General features: G+C 64.5%; 11 protein-coding genes. 2 read left to right on the top strand and 9 right to left on the bottom strand.

Annotated elements, in window-relative coordinates:
* Positions 1-48: 48 nt before the first annotated feature.
* From prfB to K675_RS0118585, 8 genes are all read right to left on the bottom strand, one after another.
* Positions 49-1,144 (bottom strand): peptide chain release factor 2 gene (gene prfB / locus K675_RS0118620; protein ID WP_152972956.1). Its coding sequence is split into 2 segments (ribosomal slippage): positions 49-1,071 and positions 1,073-1,144, totalling 1,095 coding nucleotides; the frame shifts between segments, so codons are not numbered across the junction.
* A gap of 120 nt (positions 1,145-1,264) precedes the next feature.
* Positions 1,265-2,275 carry a response regulator gene (locus tag K675_RS0118615; protein WP_017904998.1) on the bottom strand — a complete coding sequence of 337 codons (1,011 nt, stop codon included), beginning with the start codon at positions 2,273-2,275 and terminating at the stop codon, positions 1,265-1,267.
* Between the two features lie 51 nt (positions 2,276-2,326).
* A complete protein-coding gene (locus tag K675_RS0118610; RefSeq protein WP_017904997.1) occupies positions 2,327-3,337 on the bottom strand; it encodes a chemotaxis response regulator protein-glutamate methylesterase in 1,011 nt (336 codons plus the stop codon).
* Entirely contained in the window at positions 3,334-5,634 is a 2,301-nt protein-coding gene (locus K675_RS0118605) for a hybrid sensor histidine kinase/response regulator (RefSeq protein WP_017904996.1), read from the bottom strand. The genes K675_RS0118610 and K675_RS0118605 overlap by 4 nt, the downstream gene beginning before the upstream one ends.
* Entirely contained in the window at positions 5,631-6,314 is a 684-nt protein-coding gene (locus K675_RS0118600; RefSeq protein ID WP_017904995.1) for a chemotaxis protein CheW, read from the bottom strand. Before K675_RS0118600 ends, K675_RS0118605 begins: the two co-directional genes overlap by 4 nt.
* Positions 6,311-7,603, bottom strand: a complete 1,293-nt coding sequence (locus K675_RS0118595) for a CheR family methyltransferase (protein WP_017904994.1) — start codon at positions 7,601-7,603, stop codon at positions 6,311-6,313. Before K675_RS0118595 ends, K675_RS0118600 begins: the two co-directional genes overlap by 4 nt.
* Entirely contained in the window at positions 7,603-8,118 is a 516-nt protein-coding gene (locus tag K675_RS0118590) for a chemotaxis protein CheW (protein WP_017904993.1), read from the bottom strand. Before K675_RS0118590 ends, K675_RS0118595 begins: the two co-directional genes overlap by 1 nt.
* Positions 8,118-9,680, bottom strand: coding sequence for a methyl-accepting chemotaxis protein (locus tag K675_RS0118585; RefSeq protein WP_420066344.1), 1,563 nt, complete (start codon positions 9,678-9,680; stop codon positions 8,118-8,120). Before K675_RS0118585 ends, K675_RS0118590 begins: the two co-directional genes overlap by 1 nt.
* 296 nt (positions 9,681-9,976) lie before the next feature.
* Here K675_RS0118585 and K675_RS0118580 point away from each other — a divergent pair, with 296 nt between their 5' ends.
* On the top strand, positions 9,977-11,638 hold the full coding sequence (locus K675_RS0118580) for a diguanylate cyclase domain-containing protein (protein WP_017904991.1): 1,662 nt from the start codon (positions 9,977-9,979) through the stop codon (positions 11,636-11,638).
* 9 nt (positions 11,639-11,647) lie between these two features.
* On the opposite strand, the gene K675_RS0118575 is transcribed toward K675_RS0118580, so the two are convergent.
* Positions 11,648-12,376 carry a tellurite resistance TerB family protein gene (locus K675_RS0118575; RefSeq protein WP_017904990.1) on the bottom strand — a complete coding sequence of 243 codons (729 nt, stop codon included), beginning with the start codon at positions 12,374-12,376 and terminating at the stop codon, positions 11,648-11,650.
* A 197-nt stretch (positions 12,377-12,573) separates the two neighbouring features.
* Between K675_RS0118575 and K675_RS0118570 the strand changes: the two genes are divergently transcribed.
* Positions 12,574-13,488 carry a LysR family transcriptional regulator gene (locus K675_RS0118570; protein ID WP_017904989.1) on the top strand — a complete coding sequence of 305 codons (915 nt, stop codon included), beginning with the start codon at positions 12,574-12,576 and terminating at the stop codon, positions 13,486-13,488.
* Positions 13,489-13,594 lie beyond the last annotated feature (106 nt).

The raw sequence follows: 13,594 nt of genomic DNA, 5'->3' as shown, positions 1-13,594 counted from the left end.
CGGCCTGCGGCCGGGGATCGCCAGCAAGCCGGCTCCCACAGTAGCGTCTTACAGCCCCTGCTTGAGGCTGGCTACCAGGTATTCGTCGATATCGCCGTCCAGCACCTTGTCGCAGTCGCTGCGTTCGATGTTGGTGCGCAGGTCCTTGATCCGCGAGGCATCGAGCACGTAGGAACGGATCTGGTGCCCCCAGCCGATGTCCGACTTGGAATCTTCCAGGGCCTGGGAAGCGGCGTTGCGCTTCTGCATTTCCTGCTCGTACAGGCGCGCCCGCAACATCTTCATGGCGGTGTCCTTGTTCGCGTGCTGGGAACGCTCGTTCTGGCAACTGACCACGGTGTTGGTCGGCACGTGGGTGATACGCACCGCCGAGTCGGTAGTGTTGACGTGCTGGCCACCGGCACCGGAGGAACGATAGGTGTCGATCCGCAGGTCCGCCGGGTTGATGTCGATTTCGATGTTGTCATCGATTTCCGGCGAGACGAACACCGCCGAGAACGAGGTGTGGCGACGGTTGCCGGAGTCGAACGGGCTCTTGCGCACCAGACGGTGCACGCCGATTTCGGTGCGCAGCCAGCCAAAGGCGTACTCGCCCTTGATGTGCACGGTAGCGCCCTTGATCCCGGCGACTTCGCCGGCGGACAGTTCCATGATGGTGGCGTCGAAACCGCGCTTGTCGGCCCAGCGCAGGTACATGCGCAGCAGGATGTTGGCCCAGTCCTGGGCCTCGGTACCGCCGGAGCCGGCCTGGATGTCCAGGTAGGCGTGGTTCTGGTCCATTTCGCCGCTGAACATCCGGCGGAATTCCAGCTTCTCGAGGATTTCGCGCAGGCGCTCGACCTCGGCGGCGACATCGTCGACCGCGCCCTGGTCTTCCTCGGCCGCGGCCATTTCCAGCAGGTCGCTGGCATCGCTCAGACCGCTGGACATTTCGTCCAGGGTCTCGACGATCTGAGCCAGGGTGGCACGCTCGCGGCCCAGGTTCTGGGCGTACTCGGGGTTGCTCCAGACGCTAGGGTCTTCGAGCTCGCGATTGACTTCGATCAGGCGTTCATGCTTTTGATCGTAGTCAAAGATACCCCCGAATAGTTTCGGAGCGCTCGGACAGGTCCTTGATACTGTTAAGGATCGGGTTGATTTCCATGGCGGGCAGCACTCGTCGGTGAACTTTTGAAAGCCGGCGAGTATAACGCAATTGTCACCGTCCCGGCAGCCCGCTTGGCGGGGCAAAGCCCGCCATCACGGTAATCCACCGCGGTTCGAATCACTGCTGGCCGATACCCACCTGGTTGCGCCCGTTGTGCTTGGCCAGGTACAGCCCCTTGTCGGCGGCCAGGATCAGTTCCCGGCAGTGGCTGCCTTGTTGCGGGACCACGGTCGACAAGCCGATGCTGATGGTCAGCACCGAGCCCTCGCTCGGCATCCTGTGCGGGATATTCAGGCCTGCCACGTTCTGGCGCAGTTTCTCCGCCACCAGCCGCGCACCACCGTGCGAGGTGTTGGGCAGTACCAGCGAAAACTCCTCGCCACCGTAGCGCGCCGGCAGGTCCGAAGGCCGGCTGCTGGCCTCGCGAATCGCTCCGGCGACCTGGCGCAAGGCCTCGTCACCCTCGAGGTGGCCAAAACTGTCGTTATAGGACTTGAAGTAATCGACATCGATCATCAGCAGCGACAACTGTGTCTGCTCGCGCTGGGCCCGCCGCCATTCCAGTTCCAGGTACTCGTCGAAATGCCGGCGATTGGACAGTCCGGTCAGGCCGTCCGAGTTCATCAGCCGCTGCAACACCAGGTTGGTGTCGAGCAACTGCTGCTGGCTCAGGCGCAAGGCGCGATAGGCGGCATCGCGCTGCAACAGCATAATGTAAGAGCGCGAGTGGTAGCGGATCCGCGCCACCAGCTCGATGGTATCCGGCAACTTGACCAGATAATCGTTGGCCCCGGCGGAAAACGCCGCGCTCTTGATCAGCGGGTCCTCCTTGGTCGACAGCACGATGATCGGGATGTCCTTGGTGGCCGGGTGGTTGCGGTACTCGCGCACCAGGCTCAGGCCATCGAGCCCGGGCATCACCAGGTCCTGCAGGATCACCGTCGGCTTGATCCTGATCGCATGGGCGATAGCCTGGTGGGGGTCGGCACAGAAGTGAAAATCGATGTTCGCCTCCGTGGCCAGCCCCCGCCGCACCGCCTCGCCGATCATGGCCTGGTCGTCGACCAGCAGCACCATCGCGGCGTTTTCATCGGCGGGTTTGAATTCCTCCAGCTCTAAATCATTCATGCGTGGTCACCTGATTCACTGCATTCAAGCCACGAGTGCCGGTTGTAGGGCTCATGTTGGAAATATCTCCAGCAGACGTGGCGCGATTCTGTTCAGTGAGCGAATTTCCACCGCGGCATCGATAGCAGCTGCCGCCTTGGGCATCCCGTACACCGCGCTGCTGTCCTGATCCTGGGCGATCGTCAGGTAGCCTCGCTCACGCATCAACTTCAAGCCCTGGGCACCATCGCGGCCCATGCCGGTGAGCAACACGCCCACCGCGTCACCCTTCCAGTAATTGGCAACGCTTTCAAAGAACACATCGATGGAGGGGCGATAAATCTCGTTCACCGGTTCGGCGGTATAGGCCAGCGCGCCATTCTGCAACAGACGGATATGGTGGTTGGTGCCAGCCAGCAGCACCGTACCGTTCTGCGGTGGCTCGCCATCGCGGGCCAGCCTGACCGGCAAACCGCAGGCGCTGCCCAACCATTCGGCCATGCCGGCGGCGAACACCTGGTCGACATGCTGTACCAGCACGATCGCCGCGGGAAAATCGGCCGGCAGGCCCTTGAGCAGATTTTCCAGGGCAGCCGGGCCGCCGGCCGAGGAGCCGATGGCCACCAGTTTCTGCCGGTTTCCGCCATTCTCATCGGGCGTCGGGACGCTGCGGACCCGGCTGCCGCGCTGGCCGATCAGCCAACTGATATTGAGGATCTTGCGCAACAAAGGAGCGGCGGCGTCCCGCGGACTGGCACCACCGATGGCCGGCGTATCGACCACGTCCAGCGCCCCGTGGCCCATGGCCTCGAATACCCGGTGCACGTTCTGCTGGCGGTCGACGGTGACGATGACGATCGCGCAGGGCGACTCGGCCATGATCCGTCGCGTGGCCTCCACGCCATCCATCACCGGCATGATCAGGTCCATCAGGATCAGGTCCGGGGTATTCTCGGCGCACAGTTTCACCGCATCGGCGCCATTGTTCGCCACCCAGATCACCTGGTGTGCCGGCTCGAACGCGAGGGCACGGCGCAAGGCCTCGACGGCCATGGGCATGTCATTGACGATCGCGATCCTCATCCCTGAGCGCCTCCTATCAGTTCCACCACCGCATCGAGCAAGGCATCGTCATGGAAACTGGCCTTGGCCAGATAATAGTCGGCTCCGGCGTCCAGTCCACGTCGACGGTCCTCTTCGCGATCCTTGTACGAAACCACCATCACCGGCAACGACTGCAGACGGCTATCGCGGCGCAACAGCGTGACCAACTCGATGCCATCCATGCGCGGCATATCGATGTCGGTGATCAGCAGATCGAAATCCTCGGCGCGCAACACGTTCCAACCGTCCATGCCATCCACCGCCACCGCGACCTCGTAGCCCCGGTTGATCAGCAGCTTGCGCTGCAGTTCGCGCACGGTCAGGGAGTCGTCGACCACCAGGATGCGCTTGCGCGCCACCTCGCTGGACTGACGACTGCGCCGGTCGATACGTTCCAGGCGACCGGTGTTGAGCAGCTTGTCCACCGAACGCAGCATGTCTTCGACATCGACGATCAACGCCACCGAGCCATCATCGAGCAAGGCCCCGGCGGAAATGTCCTGGACCTTGCCCAGGCGCGGATCGAGCGGCAGCACCACCAGGGTGCGCTCGCCGATGAAACGCTCGACCGCCAGCCCGTAGACCGCGTCACGCTCGCGGATCACCACGACCTTGAGGGTATCGCCGACATGATCGCTGGCCGGCCGTTGCAGCAGTTGGCTGGCGGCAACCAGGCCGGCATGGCGACCTTCGTACCAGAAATGCTGGCGCCCCTCCAGTTGCACGATGTCTTCCGTCGGTAGATCGAGCATCCGCTCGATATGCGCCAGCGGGAAGGCATAGGCCTCCCCTCCCACCTCGACCACCAGGCTGCGCACCACCGACAGGGTCAACGGCACTTCCAGATGGAAACGGCTGCCCTGCCCGGTCGTCTGCTCCAGCACGACCGCACCGTGCAGTTGCCGAACCATGTGCTGCACGGCATCCAGGCCGACACCGCGTCCGGACACCTCGGTGACTTTGTCGCGCAGGCTGAAGCCGGGCAGGAACAGGAAGGTCAGCAACTCCTCCTCGCTGAGCTGCGCGGCGGTTTCGGCGGGCGACAACTTGCGCTCGACGATACTACGGCGCAACCGCTCGAGGTCGACACCTCCACCGTCGTCCTGCAGTTGCAGCACCAGCAGGCCGGCCTGATGCGAGGCGCGCAGACGGATCAGGCCCTCGGCGGGCTTGCCGGCCAGCACCCGCTGCTCCGGGCTCTCGATACCGTGATCGACGGCATTGCGCAGCAAGTGGGTGAGCGGTGCCTCGAGTTTCTCCAGGACATCGCGATCGACCTGGGTCTTCTCCCCCTCGATCTCCAGCCGCACCTGCTTGCCCAGGCTGCGGCCAAGATCGCGGACCATCCGCGCCTGCCCGCCCAGCACATCGGCAAAAGGCCGCATGCGGCAGGCCAGGGCCGTGTCATAAAGCACCTGGGCACGCAGGCCGGCCTGCCAGCCGAACTCGTCGAGTTCGGCGATCTGCGCGATCAGCATCTGCTGCGACTCGGCCAACTGGCGCCGGGCATCGGCCAGCGCCTCCTCGGCCTCCAGGCTCAGGCCTACACCTTTCAACTGATCGCCGAGGCTGTCCAGGGCCCGCTGGCTGTTGCCCTGCATGCGCCGCAGGCGTTGCAGACTGGCCAGGTAGGGCTTGAGTCGCTGGGTTTCCACCAGGGATTTGCTCGACAGGTCGAGCAGGCTGTTCAGGCGCTCGGCCGTGACCCGCAGCACCCGCTCGCCGCCTTCGGTGGCGGCTCGCCTGTTCGGCTGCACGACGGGCTCTGGCTCGCTCGGAGCGGGCAACGGTTCAGGCTCGGCCACCACCACCGGCACGCTCGGCTCCGGTTCCAGAACGGGCGGTGCCGCCGCCGTCGGTGGCGCAATGCGGGCGCTCAACGCCGAAGGGTCGAGCAGCGTTTTCATCAACAGCAGGTATGCCTCGACGTCGACCGGGCCGACGTTGGCACTACCGGGGGTAGCGATGCGCATGAGCATGTCGGTGCCCTGCAGCAAGGCGTCGATATGCTCGGGTTGCAGATACAGCCGGCCCTCCTGGGCGCTGACCAGGCAATCCTCCATCACATGGGCCACGCTCACCCCGGCATCGACACCGACGATCCGCGCCGCGCCCTTGAGCGAGTGGGCGGCGCGCATGCAGGCTTCGAGCTGGTCGGCCTGGGTGGGATTGCGCTCCAGCGCCAGCAGGCCGGCGCTGAGCACCTGGGTCTGAGCCTCGGCCTCCAGGGTGAACAGTTCGAGCAACGACGAGTCGCGCATCTGATCGGGGGTCATGTCAGGCTCCGGGCCACGGCAGACAGCAGTTGCTCTTCATCCAGCCAGCGCAGGCTGCGCCCCCTGAAGGGTAAAACCCCGCGGGTGTACTTGGCGCTGGCCTGGGGACCTGCCGCGGACGCACCATCGAGCAGGCGCTGGTCGATGGCATGGATACCGTCCACCTCATCCACCGGGACCACCACCGGGCCGCCCGGGGCGGCAATGATCAGCATGCGCGGCATGACCCGGCCAGCGGGCGCGGCCGTGACCGTCGCATCCAGTCCCAGAAGCTCCACCAGCGACAGGCAAGCCACCAGCGCCCCGCGCACATTGGCGACGCCCAGCAGCGCCCGCGAGCGCTGGTGCGGCAACGAATGAATCGAGCACAACGGCGCGATCTCCACCAGGCAGCGGGTGGCCAGGCCCAGCCACTCCTCGCCGAGACGGAACATCAGCAGGGAACGGGTGGCGACCGCCTCGCCCTCCTGCTGTGCAACCTGCTCGCGACTTTCCTGTCGCAGGGCATAGCGATCCAGCAGGCGGGTGGCGGCGGCGGAATACACGGCGCAATTGCGACAATGGATATGCTCAGCCAGCAGCGGGCAGGACTTGTCACCGTGAATACCGATACGGTTCCAGCAATCGTCGATGGCCTCGGCGTCTTCATGGATAAGGTTCAAGGCTGTCACACCGCTCATCGTTTACGCTCACTGTCAGCGACACGCCCGCTACGGGCGGCGCGGTCCTGCAATCTTCGGGCTCCGGCCACGTCGCCCTGGGCGGCCAGCAGCGCCGCCAGTTGCGCCAGGGCCTCCGGGTGCTGCGGGTCGAGGTACAGCGCCTTGCGGTAGAAAGCCTGGGCTTGCCGCGCATTGCCGGCCACATCGCTCAGCAGGCCCTGCCAGTAGAACACCTGGGCCACCGGCTCATGCTGGCGCAGGAAACTGTCACAGGCCTGACGGGCCTCGTCGCTACGACCTTCGTTGGCCAGTTCGGCAATCCGCGCCAGCAGGCCCGCGGCGTCGCCCGCCGACGCCGCGGGCCTGGCAGGAGGCGGCGCCGACGGCGGCACGGTGGACAGTGCCGGCCGAAGACCAGGCCGTGGAGTGGCAACCTTGGCGGACGGGGTACGGGCCGGCAAGGGTGGCGGCATGCTTGGCGGCACAAAAGCCACCACGGGTTCGGGCTCGGCCGGCGCATGGTGGCGAAAGGCGAACGACTGCGGCACACCGATCGAACGCATGCCCATCCGGCCCAGCAGGTTGCCCTCGGCCGGGCCGATGAACAGCACGCCGTCGACATGGGTCAGGCGCTTGAGAATCTCGAAGACCTGCTGCTGGGTCGGCAGGTCGAAATAGATCAGCAGGTTGCGACAGAACACGAAGTCATAGACCTCGCCGGCCAGCAGCCCGGGCTCCAGCAGGTTGCCCGCGCGCAACCGCACCTGCTCACGAACCCTTTCGCTGACCTGGTAGCCCTCGTCGAGCGCCGTGAAGTGTCGCTCGCGAAAACCGATGTCCTCGCCGCGAAACGAGTTCCGGCCATAGATCGCACGCCTGGCGCGCTCGACCGACGCCGGGCTGACATCGATCCCGTCGACCTTGAACTGGTGGGGCGCAAGCCCGGCATCCAGCAGGGCCATGGCGATCGAATAGGGCTCTTCGCCGGTGGAGCATGGCAGGCTGAGGATCTTCAGCGCACGCATGCCACGCAATTGCTCCTGGCGCTCGGTCGCCAGCCGGGCCAGTGTCGCGAAGGATTCGGGATAGCGGAAAAACCAGGTTTCCGGAACGATCACCGCCTCGATCAGCGCCTGCTGCTCATCGACGGAAGCCTGCAGCCTGTCCCAGTACTGCTCGGACGTTTCCATCTGCAGTTGAGTGCAACGCTGGCGAACGGCGCGCTGGATGATCAGCGGCCCGACCGAGGCGACATCCAGGCCGATACGTTCCTTGAGAAAATCGAAGAATCGCTGGTCGGCGCTCATCACAGGCCCTCGGCGGATTCGAGAAACAGCAGCGCACGCACCTCTGGCCCGAGCAGGTCGTTGACACGGATACGTTGCACCAGCCCCTGCCCGTCCTCCCGTACCGGTCCCAGGTAGGGCGCCTGGCGATTGTCCAGGCCGTAAGGCTGGAAATCGTTCGGGTTGCAACGCAGGGTATCGGTGGCCTGTTCGAGAATCAGTCCGAGCAAAGCACTGGCGGCATCCGCCTCGGGCCGGTAGCGCACCAACACCAGCCGCGTGCTGGTGCGGTCCACGGCAGGCTGGCCGAAGGTCATGGCACTGACGTCGATCACCGGCACCATCGAGCCACGATGGGCGAATACGCCCGCGACCCACGCCGGCGCATGGGCGATGGCCTTGAGTGGCCGGCGCGGCAGGACTTCCGCGATCTCCACGGCGCCCAAGGCGTAGCGCTCGCCACCGATGCGAAAGACCAGGAACAGGCTGTCCCGGGACGGCGCGCTGGCAACGCGCTTGGCCAGCAGTTCGCTCATCAGACTTTGAAACGCGAGACGCCGCTGCGCAGGCCGACCGCGACCTGACTCAGCTCGTCAATGGCAAAACTGGCCTGGCGCAGCGACTCGACGGTCTGGCTGCTGGCATCGCCCAACTGCACCAGCGCGAGATTGATCTGCTCGGCGCCGGTGGCCTGGGCCTGCATGCCCTCATTGACCATCAGCACCCGCGGCGCCAGGGCCTGCACCTGGTGGATGATCTGCGACAGTTGCTCGCCGACCTGCTGCACTTCGAACATGCCGCGGCGCACCTCCTCGGAAAACTTGTCCATGCCCATGACACCGGCGGATACCGCCGACTGGATCTCGCGCACCATCTGCTCGATGTCATAGGTGGCCACGGCGGTCTGGTCGGCCAGACGCCGCACCTCGGTGGCGACCACGGCGAAACCGCGGCCATACTCCCCGGCTTTCTCCGCCTCGATGGCGGCGTTGAGCGAGAGCAGGTTGGTCTGGTCGGCGACCTTGACGATGGTCACCACCACCTGGTTGATGTTGCCGGCCTTCTCGTTGAGGATCGCCAGCTTGGAGTTCACCAGTTCGGCGGCCCCCATCACCGAATGCATGGTGTCCTCCATCCGGGCCAGGCCCTGCTGGCCGGAGCCGGCGAGCACCGAAGCCTGGTCGGCGGCGGACGACACTTCGGTCATGGTGCGCACCAGATCACGGGAGGTCGCGGCGATTTCCCGCGACGTCGCACCGATTTCGGTGGTGGTGGCAGCGGTCTCGGTGGCCGTGGCCTGCTGCTGCTTGGAGGTGGCGGCAATCTCGGTGACCGAAGTGGTCACCTGCACCGCCGAGCGCTGCGCCTGGGACACCAGGGCGGTCAGTTCGGTCATCATGTCGTTGAAACCGGTCTCCACCGAACCGAACTCGTCCTTGCGTTCCAGGTTCAGGCGGTTGCTCATGTCGCCGGTACGCATGATCTCGAGGATCTCGACGATACGCTGCATCGGTGAAGTGATGGCGCGCATCAGCAACCAGCCGCACAGACCCGCGGCAAGCACCGCGAGCAACAGGGAAATGACCATGCTGATCTTCGCCGACGACACTGCGGAGTTGATGGCATCGGTGGCATTGTCGGCAACGTCCTTGTTCTGCAGGATGATGTCGTTGAGTTCCTTGCGCCCATTCATCCAGGCCGGCGTCAACTGTTGCTTGAACTGGCGGATCGCTTCATCGTTCTGCTTGCGCTGGTAGAGGTCGAGCACATTGGCCAGGGCCTTGGTATAGGCCTCGTGCTCGCGCTTGAACAGCTCGAAACGCGCCCGGTCTTCGCCATCGAAGATGGTCTTCTGGTAATTGTCGATCTGTTCGAGCAGGCGACTGGCGAAGGTCTTGTATTGTTCCTGGTCGGCGACGCTGATCACTCCGTCGCCGTTGAAGCCGAGCAGTTGCTGGGTCAGCACGTAGCTCTCGACCCAGGAACTGCGGATCATGGTGCTGTAGTAGACACCGGGAATCGCGTCACTGCGCACACTTTCCTCGCTGGACTCGATCGACAACAACCGGGAATACGCGGCAACGACCATCAACAACATGATCGCGATGATGACGGCAAAACTCGCGAGTATCCGTTGACGCAGAGTCCAGTTCTTCACAATCAGTCCTCGGGAAGCATTTTCAAATGGAGGGCAGTATAGCCGAGGGTGTGCCATCATTTATGCACAGGCTATGACCGGAATTACAAATATAGGGAATATAACTTACAGGAGATTTCTAATCCTGGCCGGCTACCTGCCGACACCCTCTACAAAATCCCCCTGCCTGGTTGAAAGCGCAGTGTTGCCGTTCATGACTTCCGTCAATTAGTCGCACCGTTCATGGGAACTGCCTGATGCCCGTACTGCCCAGCCTGCGTAGCCGCCTCGCACTTGCCATCGCCCTGTTGGTGAGTGTGCTGAGCTGGTTGCTGGGCTCGTTCATCGGGCATGATTCCAGTGTGCGGATGCGCAGCGAGATCGGCCAGGACCTGGCGGAAGCCGCCTACCAGATGTCCGACCGCCTGGACCGGGCCATTGCCAACCGCCTGCATCTGCTGAGTGTCATCAGCCGCCTGAAGATCCTGCAGCAGGCCACCGACCTGGAACAGATCCGTCAGTTGCTCGATCAGTTGCAGGGCGAATTCTCCGACCTCGCCTGGCTCGGCCTCACCGATACCGAGGGTCGGGTACGGGTATCGACCGGAGGTATCCTGCAAGGCACCAGCATCAGGCAACGCCCGGTGTTCAGCCAGGGCCTCGAGGGCATGTTCATCGGTGATGTGCACGAGGCACTGTTGCTCTCCAGACTGTTGCCCAACCCCAGCGGCGAACCCCTGAAATTCGTCGACATCAGCCTGCCGGTGTTCAATGGCGCCAGCGGCGAGGCCCGGAAAAAAGTCGGGGTACTGGCCGCGCACCTCTCCTGGAGCTGGGCCGAAAACCTGCGCCAGTCGTTGAAGAGGCCATTGCAGGCAAGGCGCAAGATCGAGTTCTTTGTCGTGGCCGCCGATCATCGGATACTGCTCGGCCCCCGCGAAGACATCGGCCAACCGTTGCACCTGCCGCTGCTCGACAGTCCGAATACGCCACCGCGCTGGGCGGTCCAACGCTGGCCGGACGGCCAGGAGTATCTGACCGGACTGGCGTCCAGTCGCGGCCATGAAGCCTATGCCGGCCTGGGCTGGACCGTGATCACCCGCCAGACCCTGGACGAAGCGTACGCCCCGTCCAAGGCGCTGCAGCGCGACATTCTGGTCTGGGGCGTTGCCCTCGCATTGATCGTCGCCGTGATCGGCTGGCTACTGGCAACCTGGTTCACCCGGCCGCTGAACGTCATCGCCAATGCCGCCGATCGCCTGAGCCTCGGTGAAACGATGGAGATTCCGCAACTCAAGGGCACACGGGAAATCGCCCAGTTGAGCCAGTCGATCCGTCACCTGGTGCACAGCCTGAGCAACCACCAGACCGCCCTCGGGGTCATGGAAAGTCTGGCGCACCACGATGCACTGACCGGCCTGCCCAACCGGGCGGCACTGGAGAAATACCTGCCACGGGCGCAAGAGCGCAGCCAGTCGCAGAACAATTGCCTGGCACTGCTGTATCTGGACCTGGATGGATTCAAGCCGATCAACGATCAGTTCGGTCACGCTGGCGGCGATGAATTGCTGAAAGAGGTAGCCGGCCGGCTGCGTACCTGCCTACGCGAAGGCGACATGGTCGCGCGGCTCGGTGGTGACGAGTTCCTCATGGTGCTGCAGGTACCGCGCAGCGACGCCCTGATTCAGGCCCGGACCATCGCCAACCGGATACTCGCCAGCCTGTCGCATTCGATCATGCTGCACCAGGTTCCGGCACGGATCGGCTGCAGCATCGGCGGCGCGGTCTGGCCACTCGACGATCCCGACCTCAGTGATGTGCTGGGGCTGGCGGACAAGGCCCTCTACCGGGCCAAGCACGCTGGCAAGGGCCAGGCGCATTTCCACCAGGCGGAGGATGTGCTGCCCGATTTCCAGTGAGACGCCCTGTCACTGCGCGGCGGCCTGGCGGACCTGCCGCTCCAGTTCCTGGCGCAGACCCGGTTCCAGCCGCAACTGGCGCGCCAGTTCGTCCAGATAGGCCTTTTCCATGAAGTTCTCTTCATCCACCATCAGCAGGCTGGCGATGTACATTTCCGCGGCCATCTCCGGGGTGCCCGCCGCCCGGGCGACCTGCGCCGGGTCCAGCGGCTTGTTCAGCTCGGCATGCAGCCACTGCTGCAACTCGCGATCGCTGCCCAGCTTGACGAACTCGCCCTCGATCAACTCCCGCTCCCGCGCGTCGACATGCCCATCGGCCTTGGCCGCCGCCACCAGCGCCTGGAGAATCGCCTGGCTGTGCTGTTCCACCTGCGCCGCCGGCAGGCGATCGAGAGTCTGCGGCTGCGCCGGGGACGCGTTGGCCTGCTGGGCCTGCCAGTTGCCATAGGCCTTGTAGGCCAGGACCCCCAGCGCCGCCAGCCCGCCGTAGGTCAATACCGTGCCACCGACCTTGCGCGCCTTCTTGCTGCCCAGTAGCAGCCCCATGGCGCCGGCCGCCAATGCGCCACCACCGGCCCCGGAAAGCAGACTGCCCAGCCCCGCCGAACCGCCCTTGCCGCCAAGCAGGCTTCCCAGCGCGCCCTTGTCCGAGGCATTGTCCGGCTTGCCGCGCCCCTGACTCTGCAACAGTTCCTGGCCGGACTTGAGCAACTGATCGAGCAATCCGCGAGTGTTCATCGACACGCTCCGCAAACGACGAATAGGCCTACAGAGTAAAACGAGCTTTCAGACAGCGGTTGACCAGTGTGCTTCCAGATGTTGCACGTCCCTTTGCGCGAACCCTGACTTGCTGACCAGGCATTCGATTAAAAAGATATACACTGGCCCATCTCCATAAAAACAACTCACCGAAAACCGGCAAGGGTAACGCCCCCATGATGACCCTGCGTCAGATCCGCCACTTCATCGCCGTGGCCGAAACCGGCTCGATCTCGGCCGCCGCCCAGGCGGTGTTCATTTCCCAGTCGACCCTGACCCTGGCGATCCAGCAACTGGAACAGGAAATCGGCGTCAGCCTGTTCAACCGCCACGCCAAGGGCATGACCCTGACCCACCAGGGCCACCAGTTCCTGCGCCAGGCGCACCTGATCCTGGCCACCGTCGACAACGCCAAGCGCAGCCTGCAACAGAGCACCGACCAGGTCAGCGGGCAATTGACGGTCGGCGTGACCAGCCTGGTGGCCGGCTACTACCTGGCCGACCTGCTCACCCGCTTCCAGCGCGCCTACCCCAACGTGGAGATCCGCGTGACCGAGGACGAGCGGCCGTACATCGAGCACCTGCTGGTCAGCGGCGAGATCGACGTCGGCGTGCTGATCCTCTCCAACCTCGAAGACCGCCACGCCCTGCAGACCGAAGTCCTGACCCACTCGCCGCATCGCCTGTGGCTGCCGGCCCAGCACCCGCTGCTGGAGCACGACAGCATCAACCTCGCCGACGTGGCCCGTGAGCCACTGATCCAGCTCAACGTCGACGAGATGGACCGCAACGCCCAGCGCATGTGGCGCGGCGCCGGCCTGCAACCACGCACCAGCCTGCGCACGGCCTCCACCGAGGCGGTGCGCAGCCTGGTGGCGGCCGGGCTCGGCCTGTCGATCCAGCCGGACATGACCTACCGGCCCTGGTCGCTGGAAGGCGACATCATCGAGGCCCGGCCGATCGCCGACCTCAGCCAAACCCTCGACGTCGGCCTGGCCTGGCGCCGCGGTACGGCCCGGCCGACGCTGGTCGACCCGTTCCTCACCGTGGCCCGCGAACAACCCCACGGCGGACGCAAGCCATCGATTTAATCGAACGCCGCTTTCAATATTTAGTATTTGTCGACCTCTGCTCCGGCCACTAGTCTCTTTCCATCCATCTAGAAAAAGGCCGGACTCCAGTTGCAAGGGAAGCTTC

This window comes from Pseudomonas fuscovaginae SE-1, from assembly GCF_000364705.1.
In the GTDB taxonomy this organism is placed as follows: domain Bacteria; phylum Pseudomonadota; class Gammaproteobacteria; order Pseudomonadales; family Pseudomonadaceae; genus Aquipseudomonas; species Aquipseudomonas fuscovaginae_A.
This window is presented reverse-complemented; position numbering and strand designations above follow the sequence as displayed.